The organism is Halobacteriovorax sp. DA5 (genome assembly GCF_002903145.1).
In the GTDB taxonomy this organism is placed as follows: Bacteria; Bdellovibrionota; Bacteriovoracia; order Bacteriovoracales; family Bacteriovoracaceae; genus Halobacteriovorax_A.
Window position 1 is genome coordinate 423878 of the sequence record NZ_PPDJ01000002.1, and the last position, 24789, is coordinate 448666.

At 36.5% G+C, this 24789-nt stretch carries 20 protein-coding genes; 11 read left to right on the forward strand and 9 right to left on the reverse strand.

What is annotated here, in order from left to right:
• Positions 1-13: 13 nt before the first annotated feature.
• On the reverse strand, positions 14-2068 hold the full coding sequence (locus C0Z22_RS05365; protein ID WP_103217572.1) for a PrkA family serine protein kinase: 2055 nt from the start codon (positions 2066-2068) through the stop codon (positions 14-16).
• A 265-nt stretch (positions 2069-2333) separates the two neighbouring features.
• On the opposite strand from C0Z22_RS05365, the gene C0Z22_RS05370 reads away from it, so the two are divergent.
• The 5 genes from C0Z22_RS05370 to C0Z22_RS05390 all read left to right on the forward strand — a co-directional run bounded on the left by C0Z22_RS05370 (position 2334) and on the right by C0Z22_RS05390 (position 9646).
• Positions 2334-3083, forward strand: coding sequence for a Stp1/IreP family PP2C-type Ser/Thr phosphatase (locus tag C0Z22_RS05370; RefSeq protein WP_103217313.1), 750 nt, complete (start codon positions 2334-2336; stop codon positions 3081-3083).
• A gap of 124 nt (positions 3084-3207) precedes the next feature.
• Positions 3208-4332, forward strand: a complete 1125-nt coding sequence (locus C0Z22_RS05375) for a M23 family metallopeptidase (RefSeq protein WP_146037805.1) — start codon at positions 3208-3210, stop codon at positions 4330-4332.
• A 15-nt stretch (positions 4333-4347) separates the two neighbouring features.
• Positions 4348-6912: a preprotein translocase subunit SecA gene (secA, locus tag C0Z22_RS05380; RefSeq protein WP_103217315.1), complete on the forward strand. Its 2565-nt coding sequence runs from the start codon at positions 4348-4350 to the stop codon at positions 6910-6912.
• A gap of 5 nt (positions 6913-6917) precedes the next feature.
• Entirely contained in the window at positions 6918-8318 is a 1401-nt protein-coding gene (locus tag C0Z22_RS05385) for a hypothetical protein (RefSeq protein WP_103217316.1), read from the forward strand.
• Positions 8319-8332: 14 nt separating this feature from the next.
• The gene (locus tag C0Z22_RS05390; protein WP_103217317.1) at positions 8333-9646 is read left to right on the forward strand and encodes a glycerol-3-phosphate dehydrogenase/oxidase; all 1314 of its coding nucleotides are present in this window, start codon (positions 8333-8335) and stop codon (positions 9644-9646) included.
• A gap of 29 nt (positions 9647-9675) precedes the next feature.
• Here C0Z22_RS05390 and C0Z22_RS05395 read toward each other — a convergent pair whose 3' ends face one another.
• Both C0Z22_RS05395 and C0Z22_RS05400 read right to left on the reverse strand, forming a co-directional pair.
• Complete coding sequence (locus C0Z22_RS05395) at positions 9676-10803, reverse strand: hypothetical protein (protein WP_103217318.1); 1128 nt, start codon at positions 10801-10803, stop codon at positions 9676-9678.
• A gap of 9 nt (positions 10804-10812) precedes the next feature.
• Positions 10813-12375 (reverse strand): hypothetical protein, encoded by a 1563-nt coding sequence (locus C0Z22_RS05400; protein WP_146037806.1) that lies wholly within the window; start codon positions 12373-12375, stop codon positions 10813-10815.
• 102 nt (positions 12376-12477) lie between these two features.
• Here C0Z22_RS05400 and C0Z22_RS05405 point away from each other — a divergent pair, with 102 nt between their 5' ends.
• Both C0Z22_RS05405 and trxB read left to right on the forward strand, forming a co-directional pair.
• Positions 12478-12663 carry a hypothetical protein gene (locus C0Z22_RS05405; RefSeq protein WP_103217320.1) on the forward strand — a complete coding sequence of 62 codons (186 nt, stop codon included), beginning with the start codon at positions 12478-12480 and terminating at the stop codon, positions 12661-12663.
• Positions 12664-12687: 24 nt separating this feature from the next.
• Positions 12688-13617, forward strand: coding sequence for a thioredoxin-disulfide reductase (gene trxB / locus C0Z22_RS05410; protein WP_103217321.1), 930 nt, complete (start codon positions 12688-12690; stop codon positions 13615-13617).
• A 32-nt stretch (positions 13618-13649) separates the two neighbouring features.
• Here trxB and C0Z22_RS05415 read toward each other — a convergent pair whose 3' ends face one another.
• On the reverse strand, positions 13650-15560 hold the full coding sequence (locus tag C0Z22_RS05415; protein ID WP_103217322.1) for a hypothetical protein: 1911 nt from the start codon (positions 15558-15560) through the stop codon (positions 13650-13652).
• 113 nt (positions 15561-15673) lie between these two features.
• On the opposite strand from C0Z22_RS05415, the gene C0Z22_RS05420 reads away from it, so the two are divergent.
• The 4 genes from C0Z22_RS05420 (at position 15674) to C0Z22_RS05435 (ending at position 19331) form a co-directional block, all read left to right on the forward strand.
• Positions 15674-17398 carry a hypothetical protein gene (locus C0Z22_RS05420; RefSeq protein ID WP_103217323.1) on the forward strand — a complete coding sequence of 575 codons (1725 nt, stop codon included), beginning with the start codon at positions 15674-15676 and terminating at the stop codon, positions 17396-17398.
• A 126-nt stretch (positions 17399-17524) separates the two neighbouring features.
• Positions 17525-18340 carry an enoyl-CoA hydratase/isomerase family protein gene (locus C0Z22_RS05425; protein ID WP_103217324.1) on the forward strand — a complete coding sequence of 272 codons (816 nt, stop codon included), beginning with the start codon at positions 17525-17527 and terminating at the stop codon, positions 18338-18340.
• A gap of 174 nt (positions 18341-18514) precedes the next feature.
• Positions 18515-18901: a hypothetical protein gene (locus C0Z22_RS05430; protein WP_103217325.1), complete on the forward strand. Its 387-nt coding sequence runs from the start codon at positions 18515-18517 to the stop codon at positions 18899-18901.
• A 40-nt stretch (positions 18902-18941) separates the two neighbouring features.
• Positions 18942-19331 carry a hypothetical protein gene (locus tag C0Z22_RS05435; protein ID WP_103217326.1) on the forward strand — a complete coding sequence of 130 codons (390 nt, stop codon included), beginning with the start codon at positions 18942-18944 and terminating at the stop codon, positions 19329-19331.
• 33 nt (positions 19332-19364) lie between these two features.
• On the opposite strand, the gene C0Z22_RS05440 is transcribed toward C0Z22_RS05435, so the two are convergent.
• The 5 genes from C0Z22_RS05440 to C0Z22_RS05460 are packed head-to-tail and all read right to left on the reverse strand — an operon-like array spanning position 19365 to position 24691.
• Positions 19365-20267: a mevalonate kinase gene (locus C0Z22_RS05440; RefSeq protein WP_233189699.1), complete on the reverse strand. Its 903-nt coding sequence runs from the start codon at positions 20265-20267 to the stop codon at positions 19365-19367.
• Positions 20267-21352 carry a diphosphomevalonate decarboxylase gene (gene mvaD, locus C0Z22_RS05445; protein WP_158246823.1) on the reverse strand — a complete coding sequence of 362 codons (1086 nt, stop codon included), beginning with the start codon at positions 21350-21352 and terminating at the stop codon, positions 20267-20269. The genes C0Z22_RS05440 and mvaD overlap by 1 nt, the downstream gene beginning before the upstream one ends.
• Entirely contained in the window at positions 21342-22373 is a 1032-nt protein-coding gene (locus C0Z22_RS05450; protein ID WP_103217328.1) for a GYDIA family GHMP kinase, read from the reverse strand. The genes mvaD and C0Z22_RS05450 overlap by 11 nt, the downstream gene beginning before the upstream one ends.
• 3 nt (positions 22374-22376) lie before the next feature.
• Positions 22377-23657 (reverse strand): hydroxymethylglutaryl-CoA reductase, degradative, encoded by a 1281-nt coding sequence (locus C0Z22_RS05455; protein ID WP_103217329.1) that lies wholly within the window; start codon positions 23655-23657, stop codon positions 22377-22379.
• Positions 23654-24691, reverse strand: coding sequence for a type 2 isopentenyl-diphosphate Delta-isomerase (locus C0Z22_RS05460; RefSeq protein ID WP_103217330.1), 1038 nt, complete (start codon positions 24689-24691; stop codon positions 23654-23656). The genes C0Z22_RS05455 and C0Z22_RS05460 overlap by 4 nt, the downstream gene beginning before the upstream one ends.
• Positions 24692-24789: the final 98 nt, after the last annotated feature.

Consider the following 24789-nt stretch of genomic DNA (forward strand, 5'->3'; position numbering starts at 1 on the left):
GAGGTGCTAAGTCCTAAGACTTAGCACTGTCTCCTTTTGCAAATATACTAGCGACGTAATTAAGAGCGTCAGTTGCTGAAATTTCACAGTAACCATAGTTCTTAATTAGACGAGACTTGATAACATCAATCTTCTCTTGTGTTTCTTTATCAACAACATTAGAGATGATTGTTGTAAGTTTAATCGCATCTTTTTGATCTTCAAAAAGCTTAAGCTCAAGTGCACGATGTAGTCTTTCATTCATTTTGTAATCGAATTGTTTACCTTCGATTGCAAGAGCACCGATGTAGTTCATGATCTCACGTCTAAAGTCATCTTTACGAGATTCAGCAATGTCGATCTTCTCTTCAATGCTTCTCATGAAACGCTCATCCGCTTCTTCAAGTTTACCTGTGTACTTGTTGCGAACCTTCTCTTTTTGAGTGTAGGCCTTAACGTTATCAATATAATTTGCACATAGAGTCTCAATTGCAGTTTCATCAAGAGAGATAGCTTTTTGAACATCATTTTTAACAATGTCTGTATACTCTTGGCGAACGATTGCTAGCATCTCACGATACTTATCTACTGCCTCTGGATTATTTGCCATAGAATTTTTAAGTCCAGACTCAAGTTCGTTGAAAACCATAAATGGGTTTAGTGAACCAGTATGTCCATACTTAACAAGAGCGTTAGAAATTTTATCTTGGATATAACGAGGAGAAATACCTTCTAAACCTTCTCTTACCGCTTCTTTACGAAGCTCTTTTACGTTGTCTTCATTATACCCAGTAAGAGTCTTACCGTTATAAAGCTTAAGTTTTTGAACAAGAGTAAGGTCTGCTTTCTTTGGCTCTTCCATTCTTGTTAAAACTGCCCACATTGCTGCCATATCTAAAGTATGTGGAGCGATGTGAACATGAGGGATTTTTTCAGCATTAAAATCACGCTGATAAATTCTCACTTCATTATCAAGACGAGTAATATAAGGAATATCAATTTTTACAGTACGGTCACGTAGAGCTTCCATAAATTCGTTATTTTGAAGCTTTCTAAATTCAGGCTCATTTGTGTGACCAAGAATGACAAGGTCAATATCTGTTTGAGCAAATTTCTTTGGCTTAATTGACTGTTCCTGAGACGCTCCTAGTAGGTCATAAAGGAAAGCAACATCAAGCTTTAACATTTCGATGAATTCGATAATACCACGGTTAGCGATATTGAATTCCCCATCGAAGTTAAAGGCGCGAGGATCTGAATCAGATCCGTATTGAGCGATTTTTCTATAGTTGATATCACCTGTTAGTTCAGTTGAATCTTGGTTTTTCTCATCTTTAGGTTGGAAAGTACCAATACCTAGACGATCCTTTTCAGAAAGAATAAGTCTCTTAACACGGATGTGATTTTCCATAACTTTCATGAAGTCACCGTCATATTTAATCATGTACTCATTTAAGATATAACGGTCAGCAGGACAAACTTCTCCGCGAATTTTAATTTTTTGTTCTTTATTACCCTTATTCATTGCTTCAATGAATTCTTTTCTTACTTCATGTGGAATTAGCTTTAATGGGTCTTCATGCATTGGAGATGGAAAAACTTTTTGACCACCAAGAATGTCTGATTCTTCTTCGTCATACCATTCGAAAGTATAAAGAGCTCCCTCATCTGTTCTTGAGTAGTGTTCAAGACCTTTTTTAAGATTTCTTGCAATTGATGATTTAGCAGAACCTACTGGACCGTGAAGTAGTAATACCCTTTTTTCAGTTCCGTAACCAAGAGCAGCGGCCTTGAAAAAGTTTACTAATTTCATTAAGTGTACATCAATCCCAAAAACGGCATCTTTACCATTTCCAATTGGATCATCAAAGAAGTGATATCTAGTAATTTCTTTTTTATATTCTAGGTATGTGCTCGTTCCAAAAGTCATGATCATATCAAAAATTCTTTGGAATGAATTGCGTGCGATTCGAGGATCTTCAGATACAAGATCTACATATTCTTGAAAACTTCCTGTCCAGTGTAAGTGAGCAAAGTCTTCAACTTTGTAGTTCTCACTCATAAAGTCTTTCATATTCATTTTAGTCATATTTTCTCCATCCATGATTTGCATTCTCTGCAAGCTAAATTCCTAAATATATTATAACGTGAAAAACTAAGTAAGATCAAAGGTAAGTATAAAAAAAATATGTAGTGACTTTTTGACACCGTAAAACAATCAAGTAATCACTAGATTTACTAGGCAAATTCTTGGCAAAATTGAAGTCAAACAAAAGCATTTGACTAAAATCTGTATCCATTTGAAAATATAAGAATTACAGATTAAGAATTGTTGAGGGATTACAAGGGTGAACATGGAAATTATTTGTGCCGGCGTATCAGATATTGGCCGCAAGAGAGAAACCAATCAGGACTCTATTTACGTTGGAAATTCAAGTAAACTCTATATTGTAGCAGATGGCATGGGTGGACACTCTGGAGGTGAACTCGCTTCTACAATGGCAATTAAATATATTGCAGAGAAAGTTAAAGAACTAAAAGCTGCCAGCACTGATATCTCAGAAGTACTTAAAGATTCTGTTCACTTTGCAAATGAAAAAATCAAAAACTATGCGGATGAAGAACCATCGCTAAAAGGAATGGGAACAACTGTTGTTGGAATTCTTTTTGGAAAAGATAAAGCAAGTATTGCAAATGTTGGAGACTCTCGTGCTTATGTCATTACTCAAGGTCAAATTTTTCAACTAACAAAAGATCATTCAGTTATTCAAGAAAAAATAAATTTTGGAATTTATACCCGCGATCAAGCAGCAAATGATCCGAATAAGAATTACTTGTCTCGAACGGTTGGTTTTGAATCAGGAATTGAAGTCGACCTTTATGATTACAAACCTAGTAAAGGTGATATTTTTCTACTCTGCTCTGACGGACTTCATGGAAAACTAAGCGATGAAGATATTCTTTTCATCATTAATGACATGATCAAAAAGAACGACGATCTAAGTCATCAGCTCATTCACGACTGTGCACAGACACTTGTTAGACAGGCCAACGAACACGGTGGTCAGGACAATATATCTGTAATCTTAGCTGTAGTTAATTAATCTTAACTTTCACTACTTGAGAGAAATATTTCGTCTCAATGTGTCATAGATTAATGTCTTGCAAACTGTTATCAAGAAACCTACAATAAACATCAGAAATTATTGAAAATTCAAGGAAGTAATTTTGAGTCGTTTTTACACAATTATGGTAATTCCTGAAAAAGAAAAAGGAGTTAAGTCATTTCGCATACCGCGCGTGATCTTCAACTCTGTATTATTCTTCATAGTTATCATTGTAGCAGTTATTGGAATTCTCACTTTTGACTATATAAAGATCCTTAAGCAGGTATACGAAAATCGTCACTTGAGTATTGAAAACCGTCAGCTTAAAGAGCAAATCCAGCTCTTTAATATGAAGCTCAATACTTTAACCGATGATATTGAACGTATTCAAAAAATCGAAAGTAAATTAAGAGTCATCTCTGGTTTTAAAGATTTTGATCTGACAAAGCCTGTAATGCAGAACTCTGATGAACAAGAGGCCCAAGAAGGTGATCACGGCCATAATCATTCGGCACCATCAAATCCATCTCGTAACCCACAATCTGTTCTCATTCCGCAAAGAGACCAGGAGTTAATGGACAAAGTTAAGTCGGAACTAAAGGAACTCAAAACAGTTGAGGAATTTAGTGACATCAATGATCTGTATGAAAGAAAGATCGCTACTAATTTTGGTCTAACTTCTGGTTATAGCTTCACAAAGGAATGGAGTAGCTTAATTAAACAAAGTTTTAAGTTAGCTGAAAACTTCGCGTTTTTTGATTATCGATATTCAATTCTACGCAAGATTTCAGGTGACTTAGAGATTCGTGTTAATGAGCTCGATCAATTCTTACTTGATCGCGAATCTTTTTTAAGATCAACGCCAACTCTACTTCCGGCCCGAGGCTGGATAACTTCGTACTACGGTCCACGTATGAGTCACTACTCAAAACGTGTAAAGATGCACGAAGGCCTAGACGTCGGTGCACCAATTGGAACAATCATCTTAGCGCCAGCGGATGGTATCGTTAAAGTATCAAAGAAAAATTACGGTTTTGGAAACCACGTTGAAATAGATCATGGATACGGTATAACTACAGTTTACGGACATAATTCAGAAAACATCGTTGTAAAAGGCCAAAAGGTCAAACGGGGGCAACCAATTGCAAAAGTTGGAAACTCCGGTTTATCGACAGGCCCCCACTTACACTACGAAATTCGTGTAAATGGAACGCCGGTGGACCCTCTCTATTATGTACTGGATTAATTAGGAGAAATTTAAATGTTTAATCCGCTTAAGTCTTTTTTTGGCACGAAACACGATCGTGACATCAAGAAAATCATGCCAATTGTTAATGAAATCAACTCACTTGAAGCACAGATGGAAAAGCTTAGTGATGAGGAACTAAAGGCCCAAACGACTAAGTTTAAGCAACGTCTAAGTGAAGGAGCAACTCTTGAACAACTTCTTCCTGAAGCATTTGCGACAGTAAGAGAAGCTGCAAAGCGTGTTCTTGGTATGCGTCCATACGATGTTCAGATCATTGGTGGTATTGTTCTTTTTAAAGGGATTATTGCGGAGATGAAAACAGGGGAAGGTAAGACTCTTACTGCGACTCTGCCTCTTTATCTAAAAGCTCTTGAAGGAAAAGGTGCTCACCTTGTAACAGTTAACGACTACCTTGCTAGCCGTGATGCTAAAGAGATGGGTGTTCTTTATAACTGGCTTGGATTAACTACTGGTTGCATCATTGCAGACATGGAAGATGAAGAGCGCCAAGCGGCTTACGCTTCAGACATTACATACGGAACAAATAACGAATTTGCTTTCGATTATCTAAGAGACAATATGAAATTCTCACTTGAAGAATATGTTCAAAGAGATTTTCACTACTGTATCGTGGATGAGGTTGACTCGATTCTAATCGATGAGGCCAGAACTCCCCTATTAATTTCAGGTCCAAGTGAAGGTGACTCAACACTTTATGGTGTTGCAAATAAAGTTATTCCACAGCTTACTGTCGAAAAACATTTCACGATTGATGAAAAATCGATGTCTGCTGTTTTCACAGAAGAAGGGATTTTGAAAGTTCAAGAGCTAATGAAAGTTGATAATCTTTACGATATCGAAAACTCAGCTCTGCTTCACCACTTAAATCAGGCCCTTCGTGCTCACCACTTATTTAAAAGAGATGCTAATTACATCATTAAAGATGGTGAAGTCATTATCGTTGATGAATTCACAGGGCGTCTTAAAACAGGTTCTCGTTGGTCAGATGGACTTCACCAAGCGATCGAGGCGAAAGAAGGCGTAGAGATTAAGCAAGAAAACCAAACTCTTGCATCAATCACTTTCCAAAACTACTTCAAAATGTACTCAAACCTAGCAGGTATGACAGGTACAGCAGATACGGAAGCGGAAGAATTTAAAAAGATCTATGATCTCGATGTAATTGTTATTCCTACAAATCTTCCAATTGCTCGTGTTGATGAAGCTGATGTTATCTATAAGAATAAGCAAGCAAAGTATAGAGCAATTATTAAGCTTCTAAGAGAATTAAATGAGAAAGGTCAACCGGTTCTAGTTGGGACAATTACAGTTGATTCTTCAAACCTACTTTCTCAAGAACTTGAAAAAGCTGGTATTCCACACAATGTACTAAATGCTAAGCAACACGGTAGAGAAGCGGCCATCATTGAAAATGCTGGTCAAAAAGGTGCCGTTACTATTGCAACAAATATGGCAGGTCGTGGTACCGACATTAAAATTAATGACGAAGTAAAGGCCCTTGGCGGTCTATATATCCTTTGTACAGAAAGACACGAGTCACGTCGAATTGACAACCAACTTCGTGGTCGTTCTGGACGTCAAGGAGACCCAGGACGTTCAAAATTCTTCCTATCGCTTGAAGATGATTTAATGAGAATTTTCGGAAGTGATCGTATCGCAAAGGTTATGAACACTCTTGGGATGGAAGAGGATGAGCCTATTGAGCACAAGATGATCACTAATGCGATTGCTAAAGCTCAAAAGAAAGTTGAAACTCATAACTTTGAAATCAGAAAGCACCTTCTTGACTTTGATAACGTTATGAATGAACAACGTCGTGTTATCTACCGTATCCGTCGTGACATCCTTTCAGATGAAGACAACCTTGGATTCGTAAAAGAGATGACAGAAGATGTTGCAGATAACTTATATGAAAATTATCGCCCGCAAAAGAAAGTTCCATTAGAAGACCTTCCTTGGGAAGATATGAAGTCTGGCTTTAGTGCAACTTTTAACACTGAATATGAAGTAAGCGCTGTAGAATGTTCAGAAAAATTTGAAGGAAATGTTAGTAAGTACTTTGAAGAAAGAGCTAAGGAAATCCTAGAAAGCAAATTAGCTGGATACGATGATAGACAAGTAACTTTAGCTCTTAGAGAAATTCTACTATCAACTTTTGATCAACACTGGAAGGATCACTTAAGAAATATGGATCACCTTAAAGAAGGGATCAATCTTAAGGCCTACGCACAAAAAGACCCTCTTACAGAATATAAGAGAGAAGCATTTAACCTTTTTGAACAAATGCGTGTTGATGTAAAAGCAAGTGTTGTACGCAACATGTTTACTGTTCGTCTTTACACTCAAGAAGAAATTGAGGAACTAAGACGTGAGCAAGAAGAAGCACTACAAAGACAATTAGAACTTCTAAAAGCACAAAGAATTGCTGAAGAAGAAGGTCTAGATGAGCCTGTACAACAACAAGCTCCACGCTCTCGTGGCCAAGTTAAAGTTGGAAGAAACGATGCTTGTCCATGTGGTTCTGGAAAGAAATTTAAACACTGTCACGGATCATAATTAATATGTCAGATGGCGATAACAAAAACGATTTAACACGTATTGAAGACTTGTCAGAGTTTCTTCATCAAGGTGATGATGAACTCGACAAGCTTCTTGCTGATCTCGATGAGTCAGATGATGGCCAATCAAATGAACAGGAAGATGAACAAGAAGATGAGGCGGAAATCGAGTTAGCGCCATTTGAGTATTCTAATAATTCAAATGACTCCGAAAACGAGTTTGAGGATGAAGCCGAAAATTACGAAAACTTCTCAGAAGAAGAATCGTATGACGAAGCCGATTACGCGTTTGACGGGCCAGAGCTTGAAGATGAAGAAAGTGGCCAAGAAAGTGATGAAGAGCAAAGCTTTGACAACTTTGACAACTTTGACAATTTTGAAGAGTCTGACAACTTCGACGAGGTCGACGACTTTGAAGAGTCTGCTGACTTAGATAGTGTTGAAGAAGAGCAAAGTGACGATGAAGATTCAAGCTTTGAAAACTTCCCGACTTTTCAAGAAGATCAAGAAGCAGACCAAGAAGAAGACCAAGAAGCTGAAATCGAGCTCTCACCTCTTGAAGAAGACCAACCCGAATACGAAGCTGAGAGTGAAGTTGAACAAGAAGATTTTGTAGCACCGCAAATTGAGTCCTATGAACAAGTTGAAACACCTCTTACGGCGACTCCTGAAACAGTCGCACCTGAAATAAGGCCGGCCCAAGACTTTAGAGAAGTTAGAGATTTTGCGGCCAATTCAACATATGGAAAGGTAGCGATTGGAGGCAATCCTCCATTTTCAATTCTTATGCAAGGAATAGTTCCTGGTGAATACGACGAGAGTATTCTTGCTATATTGAATGAGCACGGACTCTTAGGTGACAATGAAGAACTTTATCGAAGAAGCTTAGAGAGTGGACAACTTCTCATCGCCCAAATTGGTGAGTTTAGTGCAATTTACTTAGCAGGAAAATTACGTCGCTTTTGTCGTGTGATAAAACTAGGTCTTGCTCATGAAATTCATGCTAGTCCAAACTATGACAATAGCGATCAAAGAGGATTAACAGGGCCACGCTCAATTAATCAGAATCAGACGAAGCACTTTATAAGAAATGACAGGGATTTTACGCAAGAAGATGTCTTATTAAGCTCTTCTCACTTCGTCCCGGGATATTTGATAACACATAGCCTTGGACCAATGCAAATCAATGAAGTTATTGATGGCAATGAGTTTAATGATATTAAATCCATTAACCTAATTGAATATTTCAGCGAATTGTTTAGGGAAAGTGCGTTTAAAAAGGGTGCTAATGCAATTATCTCAATTCATTTTACAGTTAATCAGCAACGCAGTGATTCGACATCAAATAATATCATTATCATGGCCCATGGGGACTATGTCGTTCTAGAAGAGAACAAAGCATAGCTAAATAGACAATTATGATTAGCAATTTAAGCGAAACAAAAGATTTTTATAGCACTATTATTATTGGTGGTGGCATCGTTGGAGCGGGAGTTTTTAGAGATTTAAGTCTCCACGATATTGATACTCTTCTTATCGATAAGAAGGACTTTGCCTCTCAAACAAGTTCAAAAAGCTCGAAGATGCTTCACGGAGGAATTCGTTATCTTGAAAACTTTGACTTCCCTCTCGTCTGGGAAGCACTACATGAGAAGAATCTTTGGTTAAAACTTGCACCGCACCTTTGCTTTGAAGAAAAATTCTATCTACCCATATACTCTGATTCGATTCGTCCAAAGTGGATGATTAGAATTGGATTATTCTTATATGATTTACTATCAAGCTTTCAAAATTCTCCTTATGAGATGAAAAACAAGATTGAAACGCTTGAAATAAATGCAGATCTTAAAGAAGAGGATCTAAAAGGAAGCGGTGTCTACCACGATGCTGTTGTACATGACGGACGCCTAACCATTGAAGTTTTAAGAGACGCTGCAATCAATCCACGCTGTCATGCTCTTAATCATATAGGACTTGAAGATTATGAATTTCTTAATGATGGTAGAATTCGTGTCATTTTGAAAGATGAGATCGAAGGTGTGACTAAGGAAGTTTTCTGCAATGACATCGTTTTTGCAACAGGGCCTTTTACCGATAAAGTTCTAGCAAAGTCTGCGCAAATACATTGGAATCCACAACTTCTACCATCACGTGGAAGTCATATTTGGATCTCAAAAGAGCGCCTTAAGATTAAAACAGCAATTCTACTAACACCAAATGATGGAAGAGTAATCTTTGTCATTCCACAAGCTGATCGTATACTTGTAGGAACGACAGAGTCTAAAGTAGAAGAAGAATACTTTGATTTACAGCCGACTGCAGAAGAGATCACTTACCTATTAGCAAATTTAAACCAATATTTTCCAAAAGCTAAAATTCAAGAAGATGATATTCTCTCATCATTTGCAGGAATAAGACCTCTTGTTAAAGATGACTCGACAGCAACTCTTGGAAAAACAGCACGCGTACACAAATACTTTCAACCACTAAAGAATTGCCATGTTCTAGTTGGCGGCAAGTACACAACGTTTAGAACGATGGCCCAAGATGTTGCAAGATCGATAGTACACAAACATAAGAAGGCCTATATTCAAGATAAGACCCTCGCTGAATTTCGCTTCAAAATGCGCTACAACCCATTTAAGCAAAAAGGTTTTACTCCTGAGCAAGAAGCGCAAGTGAGAAAGTATGAATTTATTCGTTGTGAAGAAGACTTTAACAGACGCCTCTAATTTCTTAGCTGCGTCTGTTAGAGAAGTATTTAGAAACGTAAATAAGCACCTGCGATAGCTCTAAATCCACTTAAAGAAATTGTATTCTCAACTGTTGAACCGCCGGTTTCGATGCTAAAAGTTGATGAGCTACTGAAGTAGTCACCTTTTGCATAAAAACCAAATCCTGAATCTAGTGTATACTTAATCCCACCACCAACATTCATATAAGTACCTGAACCTGATAGACTCTCAGTTGTCGATGATCCAGCATTTTGTGGGATTTCGTTAAGTGAAGTCATCGATAAACCAAATCCTACTTCTACGTATGGGATAAAACGATTCGTCGCAAGAGGGTTGAAAATGTGGAAGTTAACTGCTCCACCAAAGTCAATTGAAGAAGACGTTGAATCTGAAATTCCATTGCTTCCTGAATAGTAACCAACACTGGCCTTTAAAGAAAACTTTTGTAAAAAACTTTGCGACTTAGGAAAGAACAACTCGAACTCTCCAGCAAAGCCCAGTGTACTTAACTCAGCATCAGAGCTAACTCCAACGTTATCATAAGTACCACTTAGCATATTAAAGCCGGCCGATACATTTAGGGCCATATTTTTATCTAGAATCTTACTTGGTGTCGGCTTTGACATCGTTTGATTACTAGAAAAAGAAGTTGTTTTAATTGCATCAAGCTCACTTTCTTCATCAAAGCTTTCTGACATTGATTTAGAAGGTTGTGAATAGGCACTTCTTTGCTCAGGAGCTTGACGATTAATATCAACAGGCTCGCCCATTTGTCTTCCTGCAGGAAAAGTTGCTTGTAGAGATTTAGAGCGATCACTTGTCAATTTAACAGGTGATGAAATTTTTAAATTTGCAACCTTATCTCTTTGAATTTCACTAGGCTTAACAATGCGGTAAATACTCCAAACAGAGCGAGATGGTGTTGCTTTAATACAGACGGCCCTTGCAAATACACCAGTTGTGATAAAGAACTTAGCGTGATCTCCAATGACTAATCCATCTTCTAATCCTCGATTCATTAGAATCGTCTTCTTTGAAGATGATGTTTGAAGAATTCTGAAAGTTAACTTCTCATCAATATCGAGAGCAAGAACACTCGAACTCAACAGAGTAATGAGTGAAATAGAGAGAATTTTTAATAAACGTCCTGTCATATCATTTCCTTAAAAAAATATACTTAAACTAGCTATAAATTTTAAATTATTAATTGTTTGATTAAGTTCAAAGTTAGAAGCATCTGTCGCATTAACCTCACTAATCGGGCTTAAACTAAGAAGCTCATAATTTAATTTGGCACCTATTCCATAGCCAAACATATTACCCTTTTCATAATCTCTAAAAGTTGAAATACGAGTTTTAATACCTAGTGAAATTGAAGGTAAGGCCACTAATTCATAGTCATAGCTATAATTAGTGAGTCTTGGCGAAGTTGTCTCACCTGTACCACGCTTTATCCCTAGGCCAACATAAGCAAGCAGTTTATTTCGAACATAAGGTGCGTTGTAAAAATAGTAATTCACGTGGGCGCCAAAATTCATATAAGTCATGCGGCCATTGATCCCACCTAAATCAACATTTAGATTCGAAAGATCAAGCCCAAAGTCAACGCTCCATTTTTTTAATGAATCATGTGCTCTAATAAGATGAAACTCATATGAAGCAGCAAGGCCATATCCAAGATTCTGATGATTGCTATCAGAGTCTGTATAATTTGGCATAAGGTTAGAGATAAAACTTAATTGCACTTCATTACCACTTTCAATTGAAAGTACATTTTCACGCCTAAATTTTTCGCGAGCAATTCCAGAAGATTTTAAGTAGCGACTAAGTTGTTCACTATCCATATCGGCAGACCACAGAGGGCCTTCTTTATCTAAGACGGCCTTAGCTGACTTCGTTACTCGATTCTTTGCTCTTTCTCGTGCAAGACTTTCTTCCATAGCATTTGGAATTGATAAATTTGAATTTGCACCGGTTAGATCTGGCTTTCCACTATAAAGCATTTCCTTATAACCATCTTGTGCAGCAGAAATTTTAATTAATTGATCTTTATTTTGTGCTCCCATTTGAGCATCAAATTCTTGTGCAGATAATTTTGAAGTATCAACAGGCTCTAGCTGGGAGTCCACATACTTATAGCGAAGTCTGCCATCCCTTACGATAATTTCATCACCGTTTCTTAGTTGCGTCTCTTTTGTCACTTTGTAGATCGTCGAGTCAGCAATATCCTGAGCATAATTCTTATCACTTGGCGTTTCTTTATCTTGAATTAAGTCCGTAGGAACCTGCCCATCAATTGCATGCTGATTATTAAATTCAGTTTTTTTCGACTCATATGCCTTAATTTCATAAACAGGCTTTTTCTTATAGCGGCCACTTGCAGTTTGAGAGCGAATTTGTAGAGCAAGTGTCGCATCAGGCGCGAAGTTTGCACGATTTATCTTATCTCCAGAAATATCCTTGAAGTACCAGTAAGATTCGCGATCAGACACTTTTAAGAGTTCAATGCTACCTAGATAAAGATACTTAGGCTTTTGGTAGTCACCAATGCGCATTGACACATCGGCCACTTCACCAGTTTTAAGTCCGGTAAGCTTACCGACAGAAAGCTTTAAGGTGCGTCCAGATTGAGAAAGGGCCACAACTTTTGCCTGCATCATGGCATAAGTATTTGCCATCAATAAATTTAGCAAAAGTATCATTACGAATTGTTTATATTTATCCATATATTTAATTATAACGAATGGAAGTATTTGAAACAATATGGTAAGGTATGTATATTTTTACAAAATTATGCCACGGTGCACCATGAGTGAACGGAGGAAGATATGGCCAAAAGAAAGAAGAATATTCAAATTTTTCGATACGAATGCCAAATGACTGGCGAAGTTTACAAAACAACAAAGAAAGCAGCTAATCCAGATGACCTAGTTAGCGTAAATGCATACTACGATATGCATCCAGAAGAAGATGATCGCCCTGAGGAAATTAAGAAAGAATTAGGAATTGAGTAAAATTTAATAAAACGGAGTTTTTAAATGGCACACCACAAAGTCATTATTATCGGATCAGGTCCTGCTGGTTACACAGCGGCCCTATATGCATCTCGTGCAAACCTTGGACCTCTAGTTATTGAAGGACATGAGCCAGGGGGACAATTAACGACAACAACTGACGTTGATAACTTTCCAGGATTCCCAGAGGGAATTATGGGGCCAGAGCTTATGGCCAATATGAAGAAACAAACTCAGAGATTTGGTACTGAATACCTGAGTGGTTTCGTCACTGATATTGATACAACAAAGAGACCATTTACTTTAACAGTTGATGGTGACAAAACTTATACTGCTGATGCAGTAATCCTAGCAACAGGTGCCTCAGCGAAATACCTAGGCCTTCCAAATGAGAAAGAACTTATTGGTAAAGGCGTAAGTGCTTGTGCAACTTGTGACGGATTCTTCTACCGCGACCGTGTCGTTCACGTTGTTGGTGGTGGAGATACTGCAATGGAAGAAGCAACTTTCCTTACAAAGTTTGCTTCGAAAGTTTATGTTGTTCACAGAAGAGATGAGTTACGTGCATCTAAGCCAATGCAAGAGCGCGCTTTCAATAACGAAAAGATTGAATTCGTATGGGATAGTGCTGTAACAGAAATCATTGCCGATGCAACTGGTGTTACTTCAATCAAAGTTGAAAACTTAAAAACTGGTGAAGTATCTGAAAGAAAAACTGATGGCCTATTTATGGGTATCGGACATAAGCCAAATACTGATTTCCTAAAAGGAAAAATTGAACTTGATGATCATGGGTTTATCGTGACTCAAGGAAAGCACCCTGATACAAGCGTTCCAGGTGTTTTTGCTTGTGGTGACGTTCAGGACTCTTACTATCGTCAAGCAATCTCTGCTGCGGGTTCTGGTTGTCAGGCGGCGATCAGAGCAGAAAGATTCATCGAAGAAAACGAATAATCTTAAAAATAAATTGTGGCCTAGTCTATTAACTAGGCCACATTATCTGAAATATACAACTCTACCCTTTCAACTGTTTCATTAAAAAGTCGCTTTACAACCTTACTACCATTTTTAAGTCGCTCAACCATATCTTCATATTCAATTAGCGATCCCTTCGCAACAGACTTTAGGCCAACAGCGCCTTCTTTTAATTGTTTTGCCACGAAAAAATATAGATAAAGATCAGCACACTCTTTTTCGTTTAAATCATGCTCATCAAAAGCATTAATTTTTAAGTCATTGGCCTCAATTGAGATTTGAGGTTGAAAATCTTTTTCAAATAATGGAGTGATCTCACTCGTACGAATAGTAAGATTTCCGCTACCTTTATTAAAGATCATAAGTCGTGCAATACAGGCCTTAAGCTCTGAAATATTTCCTGGCCAATCATAATCAAGCAGCATTTTTTGAACACGATGAGAAAGTCGCTTCTTTGCAGTATGATTCTTTAAACTATATTGCGATATGAAGTAATTTGCGAAGAAGAGAATATCTTCCTTTCTTTCAACTAATGAAATTGTTTTAAAACTTGGTATGGCCAACTCTGGAATATAGTCAGTACCTGTAAACATAGTTCGATAAGACTCTCTCTTATCAACTGTATTAATAATATAATTGGCAACACTAGTTGATAGCTTATCAAGGCCCTTAAATATAACGTGGCCATTAATAACGCGATCCCTGATCTTGTCCACGATATCATCAATATCTTTTTTGGTCATTTTGGCATAGCAATTAACAATTTCAATATGCGTGTTAGCGGTACTTGATTGCCTTGCAATTCTTTCACAGAGAAAATACTTTCCACTTCCTTCACCACCATAAATATAGACAGGGCCTCTCTCATTTGGAGCACTATATTGCTCAAGAAAAGATTGGGCACCCTTTGCAAAAACACTAATCCCCATAGATGTGTTGAAGGCAACATCCGCCTCATAGTCATCGCTGTGATATTCTTCATATTCCTCAATTTCATCACTCTTATAAAAGTAAAGAAGTCCAATTACTCGGGCCAAAAACATAGCCTGCTTAAGGTCATTATCCGTAAATAGCTCATTCTTTTCTTTATTCGAGAAATTTAAAATACCAAAGATATTTTCATTGTGATCAAAGATCGGACACATCATATATGTTGAAATAGTCGTATTATTAACGACTTCATACATATTAAAAAATTCATCACTAGAAAGAGATTGAGAAAATTTTGATTTGATTCCACGAGGATGATTATAAAGCTCTTCTAGAATACCAACGATTGGATATTCAATTTCTTTCAATTGATTTGTCTGAAAATCAAATTCACTGAATGTATGCTCATCGTGTCCCACAATAAATGCTCGTGCATCGCGGGCCTTTACTATTCTTTGAACTTCTATGATAAATAATTTTATTAATTCGACTTTGTTACGATAATTTTTAAAAATATGAAACAAATCAAGGATCATAGAAACAGAAACATTATCATCAATATCCTTATCAAAGTTATTATCAGAATCATAATTTCCAGCAACAGCTTCATTTAAGACCATGTCATACATGAGATTTCTTAAGCGTCTTTTACCCATTGATGAAACGAGCTCAGTCATAAGATTCATAATATTTTCGACTTCATAATCAATAAACTCAAGGCCAAGGTAGTTATCGCCAATATTGTTAAAATTTGGCCTATAACGTCTAAGCTTTACTGTTTGAAAAAGACGAATTTTTTTGAAACGAATTTCGATTTTGAAAATTTGACTATCAACATACTCTCCTATGAGCACACCAATACCAGTTGTTGAAATATTATCGACAATGACATTAAAAGAATTTGAAGTAGAGTCTCCAATCATTTCATAGAGAATACACTCAATATTATCTGACTCTTTTAGTTTGATACGATAGTTTCTTAGCTTCTTCATATGAATAGTTATCGACTAGTAAAATTACTAACTTTAACTACAAGACATATAAAAATTCTAAAGAAATCGTCGATAAGGGAGTATCTCCAATCGAGCTAAAAATTGAGGAATAATTGAAGTTTAATATTCAAAATTACAAATTTTTCAAATCATATCGTTTTCCAATACATGAAGACGACAAAGTTAGTGCAGAAGTTAGCACAATTGAGCGTGAAAACATAAAGCATAACAGTGTTAGAATCGACTCAATCAACTTATCTGGATTAAATTTCATCTGCTCTCAAAAATACACATTGGGAGAGAAAGTAAAAATCAAAATTCAAACGAAAAGACTATTTAATAACTGGGACTTCGAGCTAACAGGTATAATTATTCGATCTTTCATTTACTGTGAGGATGTAACAAAGACAATCTATGGTATCTCTATTGAACCAAATTCTCAGACAACAGTATTAAAGTACTTCTTAAAAGACTTTTTATCACATTACAGAACCGCAAAACTCAAAGATAAGCTCTTTCAAATCTGCCAAAACAAAATTAAGATCAATCGAGATGACGGTGTTGAACTATTTTCACTTTTTCAAAGTTTGATTCAAAAGACTTATAGTGGAAAGATCATTGATATTTTAAATGAACTTCCTAGCATCTTTCGTTGTGAGAATTATCACATCTTTCTTTTTGATGCCAAAACTGGTGAATTTGAAATAGAGCGAACAAATAGTGACGTGACTCCAAGGGATCACAGCTTTAATAGTATTTTAAAAGAAGCCTATTTCAACAAAGTCATTATCAACAAGAGCTTTCATGAAAAGAAGGCAACGGGTGTTGACCTTGAAATAAAAAACATTCTTATGTCTCCTATCGTGAATCATAATGGAGAAAGCATTGGTATCATTTGCATGTCAAATAGTGTCTCTGGCGGAAAGTTTAATTTCACTATGATTGAGAATATAAAGATCATCGCAAGTCTTATCTCTTATTTCTATGAAGGTAAGAAGCATACAATAAGTAGTGAAAAAGTAGAAAATAAACTTCCTGATCACTTCATATTCAGCGATAAATCACAAACTGGACAGTCGATTATCAACACATTAAACACCATAAAAAACACAAGAGAGAATCTCTATATTCACGGTGAAGTTGGACTGGGAAAAAGCGCCTATGCTCGATATATTTGCGGAGACAATAAAGAAAATATTATCGATTTTAATGATGAAGAAGTGGCCAACCATAAGAAGTTAGAGCAAATAAGTGATCTTACAAACAAGGGAATCAAAGACCTCATTGTTAAAAATATTGAGATGCTAGGCTATGAGGATCAAGCGACTTTCTATAATATTATTAGATCCCTAAAGATTAGAATTGTTACCATTGCCACTAATGATCTTAAGGCGCTTGAAAAGAATGATATTATCCTTACTGATCTTTATAATCTAATAACAACAGTTAAACTCAATGTACCGCCGCTACGTCTTCGTCGAGCTGAAATTGTTGAAATAGCCAAGCACTATATCAAATACGAATGTAGCAAAAGAGCAATACCGATAAAAAAACTATCTCAAGAATCGATAAATGAATTAGAGGCCGCAAACTGGGACTTTAACAACAGTACACTTCATTCTTTAATTGTAAAGGCCATCCTAAAAACCGAGTCAAACGAGCAAGTAATTCATCTTATGCTTAAAACAAGGGATTCCAAAAGAATCGTCAATAGCGACAAAAACACTCAACTACAAGAGTACATCCTTAACACCTTAAATTCATGTGATAAGTCCATCTCTTATAAGAATACTGAAAGTATTTTTGTAGAAAATTTAATGAGAAAAAAAGCTTCTTAGATTTGACAGACCCAGGCCAAAATTGAAATAATTTTATTAACAGATCACGGATCGATCTGAGAGTTTACATTTAGTAACTAAAAATTGCATCGGATAGCAATTTTAAAAAGACCAGGGAAGGTATCAATGAGTAATTTCTTTAAGTACAATACACTCAATATTTCACTATCTAGACAAACTCGCACTTGTAACGTTGTTGTTGCTAACAATGAGCAGTTTTTCAATACTTCAACGTACTTAAATGAACTCGAACACTTCTTTGATTGGTTAACTAATAAAATTGAAATTCATTCGGTAGTTTTTAAATTTGCTAGTGATGATATTGAATTATTCAAGAAAGAAGAATTAAGATTCTTCGATGAAGTAAACCTTGGTAATACCCTACAGCAACTCGCAAGGTTAAGTTGGGGACAACTATTATTACCACAGACGATCCTTTGGTCATTTCAAAAATCAGCTTGCCCATTTAGTCTTGAATTAGCTATGGGTGGTGATATTCGCTACTGTGCTCCTTCTTTTAGTGTGACATTTAACCAACTTGATAAGGGAATCACACCAATGGCCGGTATGAATACCCTTACTAATGAAAAAGCAAATAGTGCAAAGCTTATGCAATACCTACTATCTTCTCAAAGCGTAGGTGCCGATGCTCTTATAAGCGCAGGCCTCATCGGTAAAATCCTTTACAGCGAAAATGAACTTGAAGATATTGTAACTCGTATTTCTAAACAGTCTCCTACTGCAAGAATTCAAACAAAGAGATCATTTAACAACGCTCTTATTAAAGCAATGGAAGATGACCTTTTAGAGGAAATTACTTTTGCTAACTCAACGTTGGCCACAGGTGACTTTAAAAACTACGCAAATGGGAAGGACTTCATTAATCCACGCGACTTTGCCCGTGTTTTAAAGCAAACTCCTACTGTTGCAGAGGCCATCTAGCCTAAGAACGGCCCACCTCCTCTTCAAATAGGTGGGCCAAATAGCTGATTTCACGTAAATTTCTCTCAAAAATATAGCTCACCATAAAATATTTACACAAAACCACGTAATACACTTTTTTTGTGTTATAACTTCCTCGAACAAGAAAACAAAAATATTGAATGAGGAGAGAATATGAAAAAGTTAATGATTGCACTTTCACTACTTACAGCAGCGAGCTCTTTTGCAAACTGTAAGCAGATTTCGAAACACGTTAAAATTTATGAATGTAGAGATGTAATTGCCAAGCACGTACTTAAAAAAGGTAAATGTTGGTACAACGATAATATGTATATCGAATCATATAATGCCTTTGCAGGTGTAGCTTTTGTGGAGGAAGTATATTTAAAAGATGAGAATCATAATCTGCTTACTGAAAGAAGAACTGTTCTTAGCACAACAAGTGGAACAAGTGCCGGAGTGCAGGCCATGGACTCATACTGGGATTGTCGTAAGGCCATGAATAATCTTGAAACTTACACTCTAGTAGAAGTTAAAGATCTTTATGGAATTGAACAGTAACAAATCAAATTAAAAAATAAAAAAGTAAACGGAGAAAATTATGAAAAATATTATTTTACTACTATCTATACTAGCAACTACAAATATCCTTGCAAGCACATGGTGTGAAAAAGGTAAGCATGATGAGAACTACAAGTGTCGTGTTTCTATAAATGAATATGCATTATCTGTAGGACAATGTTCTCCCTTTCCATGGCCAAATGGAGATGTTGAATATAGTGCAAAAGCAATGGCCGTCGAAGTATTTCAAGAGTTTGAAGTAAATGACAAGAATGAAGTAGTTTCAGATATTAGATATAACTATATTACAAAACAATCAGTATTCTCTGGAGTCTATGCAATGAGAACGATGAAAATTTGTAATGAAAAAAGAAAAGCGACTCCTACTCACAAGCTCGCTGATATTAGAAAAATGTATGGATTAAAATAATTAAAAACTAGGCCCATTTTAAGTGGGCCTTTATTATACTGGTCTTAATTCAAAATTAGCTAGCTGTGTAGGAAGCTTAGAGATATCTCGGGCCAAGCCTAGAAGGAATCCTCCCCCTCCGGCGCCACAAAGCTTTAAATAAAAATCATCTGACTCAAGCCCCTCGCTCCAAAGATCACGATAGAGAGCAGGAATCATCGGATTAAAATGTTCAAACTGAAAAGATGACAGCTCTTTAAACTTCTTCCAAAGTTGTTCGCGATCATCAGCAATATAGTACTTAATGCACTCATCTGAAATCGGTGTTAAAACACGATCACAAAGATAGGCAAAATCCTTAGATGAACACTTTTCCATAAAAAGATTTACCAATGGCTCAGTTCTTCTTGCACGGCCAGTATTTAAAAGGAAAAGCCCTGGCCCTTTGGAATCATTTTTAAGAACGACTTCAGTTAGTTGCTTCTTACTATCAATTAATAGTGGAACATTTAGATAGCTTATAAGCGGATCAACTCCAGATGAAGAACCATGAAAATGCGACTCCATTTCTTTAAAGCAATCTTTTAAGAATGCGATATCATTTCTTTGTTCATCACATATACGAGCATAGCGATCGAAAACGGCTGCACAAAGAGCACCAGAGCTCCCAACACCATAGCCTTGAGGGATAGTCGATTTAAATCTAATACCGCTAGAAATATCAAAAGAAAAAGATTGATGATCAAAGTTAAAGCTTAGCTTCCCTTTCTCATTTTGTTTTTTTAAGTATTGAGAAAATGCAGAAAGCTCAGAATCAATTCCAGTATTTTGATCTTCTGGAAAATTTAATTTCCCATCAAAAAGAGCATAAGGCATTGCTAATGCTTTTGAAGAACGAATAATTGAATACTCACCAAAAAGAAGAATTTTAGCACTGAAGCTTCCGATATTTTCCATTATGATTCTCGATTTAGAAACTCAACCTCAACACCATTACCCATGTGATCATGGATAACAATCTCATTATGACACAGCTTAGTTACTTCTTCTTCGATGAATTGACGTACCTTCGCTTCATCTTCCTTCAAATAAAGAATGTGAACATTTGGACCAGCATCAAGAGTGAAACATATCTTTGCGCCTGATTGTGCTCTGAAGTTTCTAATCTTTGCAATGATGGCCAAAGTATTCGGCTCCATAAGAATAAATGATGGTTTTGAATTCATCATCAGGCCATGTAGTTCTAGCGCCTCGGCCTCAACAATTTCAGCAAAAGAATTAAAATCACCACTACTTAGAGCAAAGCAAAGTGAATTAAAGTTATTACATGCATTTAAAAAACGCGTCTTTGCAAATGGATGTGTATTCATAAGAGCGTGACCAGCTGTTGAACTAACGGCCTTTTCACTTGCACTTACAATAGCAATAGAATCACAGATACCTTCAAAAGACTTATCAAAGCTATCAAGCCCAATTGCATAGTCTTGAGAACTACCTTGAACAGATTTTCCCCAAATCGACATTTTTGGAAAAAGCGAGCGAGAAGCACTCCCTGATCCTAATCTGGCCATAAAAGAAGCTTTCTTTAGATAGTACTCTTCGTCGTGATCTTCTTCAGTAACAAGCTTCTCGATTTCACATAGTGCACTTGCAAAGTTAGACATTGAAGCAGCGGAAGAAGCAATCCCTGAAGAATGAGGAAATGAGTTCATTGAATCCATTTCAATATTGCACTCATTAATGAATGGGAAGAATTCGATGGCGCGATTAAAGAATTTCTCAACACGTGCCTGAAACTTTTCATTCTTAAGAGATTCAAATTTAAAATCTAATTCAAATTTATTAGATTTAGTAATCTTATAAGTTGTTAAAGTGTGAGCATTATCAAGTGTCACACTCAGTGAAGGATTAGAAGGCAGTTGCTCCCCATATTTCCCCCAGTACTTGATTAATGCAATATTTGAAGGGCTCTTTACTGTGAAAGAGCGGCCTTCATTTAATTTTTCTATATTATAATTCGTTAACTTGAAATTAGTGGACATTATTAGCTTCAACTTTTGGATCATTATCGACAATTAAATCACGGTAAGGAATGATAACCTTTAGGCCTTTTTCCTCAAAGTAATTTGAAACGTACTTTCTATTATTCATTGTTGAAGCAAGAATGAAATCTCCACCCCATGCACCAAGTGATTTGATTTCTCCATCAAAGTCACTAAACGCCTCTTGCTTAATAGGTTTAAGCTTTAACTGCTTTCCAATGATTTCTTCGTGAGCACGAATTAAGAAATTAAACTCTTCTTGTGTCTTTGCCGCAGCAATCTGATTTGAAAGTTCACTAATTGTATTAATTACTTCCGGTGAATGCGGACGTAATTGATTATAATATTCAATAGCGTCACGAGAATTTTTCTTATGACCTAGATAAATAAAGTATAAATTATTTTTAAATGATGGATTAAATTCTACAGGTGACCACTTTGGCCCATCACCACTTTTTTGATAGATAATTGGATCATCACTTTGCGCACAAGCAATGTCATAACCTGATCCACCTAAAGTATTAAATGCTAACTCAAATGGTGAAACCATCGCCCAATCAGCGATATTATGAATTAATGTCGATGAAGACCCAAGTCCCCATTCTAGAGGGAATCCAAGTTGTGTTACAACATGAACATCAACACCATCTCTTAGAAAGTGCTTATTCTGTCTTCTGGCCTGTCTAAGCATTTGCTGTAGAACCATCATCTCTTTCGTTGGGTTTTCATTTAAGATATTGAAGTGCCAAAACTCAAAGATAACTTCAAACCATAATTTTCCGGCCGGATCATATGACTTCCAATATAACTTTGGGTCAAAAGAAGCCGAATATTGTACGCGAAGAGATTGTCCAACAGTTGTTGGTAGACCAAGTGCTTGAGCACCATCTAAAACAAAATACTCTCCAGATAGAAGTAGTTTTCCATGTCCAAAATATAATTGGCCATTCTTTGGAAGTTCAAGAAATTGCTCTCCTTCCAAATACTTTAAAATTGTGTTGCTTGTGTGTGTTGTGTTCATAATTTAGTTTCTTAAACTCTCTAGTTGTTCTCTTACTGCACTAAACGAAACAACCTTGTCCGCAAAGTATTCAGCAATCTTTTCTTTCTCTTCATTATTAGCTTCAAGCTGTCCCAATATATTCATTAGGTGCATTTTCATGTGTCCTTTTTGAATACCACTTGTCACTAAACTCTTTAGAGCTGCAAAGTTTTGAGCAAGTCCTACACTTGCTGTAATCATCATTAGCTCATTTGCACTTGGACGCTCTAATATATCAAGAGACATCTTCGCTAGAGGATGTAGCTTTGTTAATCCACCAACAGTTCCCAATGCTAATGGAATTTCAATTTCAAATAAGAACTTATCCCCTTCAACCTTACAATTAGTTAATGAGCGATACTGTCCATCTCTTGCAGCATATGTGTGCCCACATGCTTCAACTGCTCTAAAATCATTTCCTGTCGCAATAACAACTCCGTCAATACCATTGAAGATACCTTTGTTATGAGTTGTTGCACGATGCGGATCAATATGAGCGATGCGAACTGCACGTGAAAATTTTTGTACAAAAGTCTTTGCATCCATTCCAAGACTCTTTTCATTTAAGTCTTCAATCGGACACTCTACCCATGCACGGGCCTTACAATTAGGCGTATAATTAGAAAGGATACACATAATAACTTGTACATGCTCTCCTAGCTTTTCTTCTAAATATTTACCAACAGCTTCTAAAACAGAATTAATGAAGTTTGCCCCCATTGCATCACAAGTTTCAAATGCCATTTTGATTTGGTAGTAATTCTCTTCTTTATCAGTTAGATCAACTAATTCAATCGAGCGAATTCCACCACCTCTCTTATCCATATTAATTGTTAATGGAGTCAGAGAGTTTAAAATATCGATTTTTCCGTTTTCAAAGAACTCTTTAAGTTGCGCCTTCTCACCTTCGTAAACAAAGTGCACTTGTCCTATCTTTTCACTTCCAATAATTTCGGCCTTGAAACCACCACGAGAACTCCAAAATTTTGCAGCTTTTGAAAGAGCAGCAACAACAGAGCTTTCCTCAATAACCATTGGAACGTTATAAACTTTTTGATTTAATACAAAATTTGGAACCACACCATATGGTAGGTAGAAATTTGAGATGGTATTCTCAGAGAATTCATCAAAAGTATTTTGTAATTTTTGATCCTGATGCCAGAAAGAGAGAATTTGTTCCTTTGAACCTGTCTCGAGATTTTTGGAGATAAAATCAACTTTCTGCTCTTTTGTTAGTTTTGAAAAACCTTGAATCAATTTCAATTTTCACTCCTTACACTAAGGTATGAATTAGCAAATGCTAGACCTGCTTTAATTTGTGTAACTTGACGACTTACACTTTCATAGTCAACCATGGCCGTCTTTAAAAATTCACTGGCCATACCAAAAATGGCATTTCCTTTTGAGAGTTTACAAAGGTAGAAACCATCAAGATATGACTTAATTCCACCTGAGATAATAAAGTTCTTACACCTTACTTGCTCTCCTAATTGATCGATAATCTGATTGCTCATTTTTACCATTTCTAGGGCAGTATGGCCAACATGACACAGAGGTTCATGAATAGATAAGTCATTGGAATTTCTAATATATTCAAGTTTAGAAAAATTTGTTCCACCAAAGGCAGCAAATTCTATTGCGGCCACATCCATTTGCATAAGGGCGGCCAAAGATTTTGGTCCCATTCCCTGTCCAACTTCTTTAACAATGATAGGAAAATCAAACTCTTCTAAACATATTTTTATAATTTCTAACGGCGAGCGCTTGATGATATCGCCTTCCGGCTGGAACCATTCTTGTGCAGGATTAACGTGAATAATTAAACCATTTGCACCAAGAGATGAGACCACATCACTTGCTTTATTAAGTGCACCTTCATCAATCAACTCTTCTAGTTGTGCCACACCAAGATTTGCATAGAAAGGAGAATTTCCACAGTATTTTGCAATATCAAAATCACTGAAGAACTGACTACGACTGTCTTTTGAAAGAAGCTTTCGACAAGAGCCAAGTCCGATACCAATTCCAAACTCTCCACAAGCACGTGCTAAATTTTCATTAATTTTTGCAGCGATGCCCGTTCCTCCAGTCATAGAAGAAACCCAAATAGGTAGATCTAACTTATGACCTGCAAAGTCTAGACTAAGATCGGGCACTTCTCTATTTCCACTAAAAAGAGGTTCATAGTAAAAGCGCTTATCAGCTAAGATGTGAGCTGTCTGTGCAGCATCTGTTAATTTGATATGCTCAAGCTTACGATCGCTTGTTGCCTGAGCGTCTAAATTGTCTTTTTTCATGTACATACCTAATGATTTAGGCAATTTAGCAGATTTTATTCGAAGCAACAACATTCCATTTATGCTTTGGAAAAATCTATCTGATTTGCTTGGCCTCT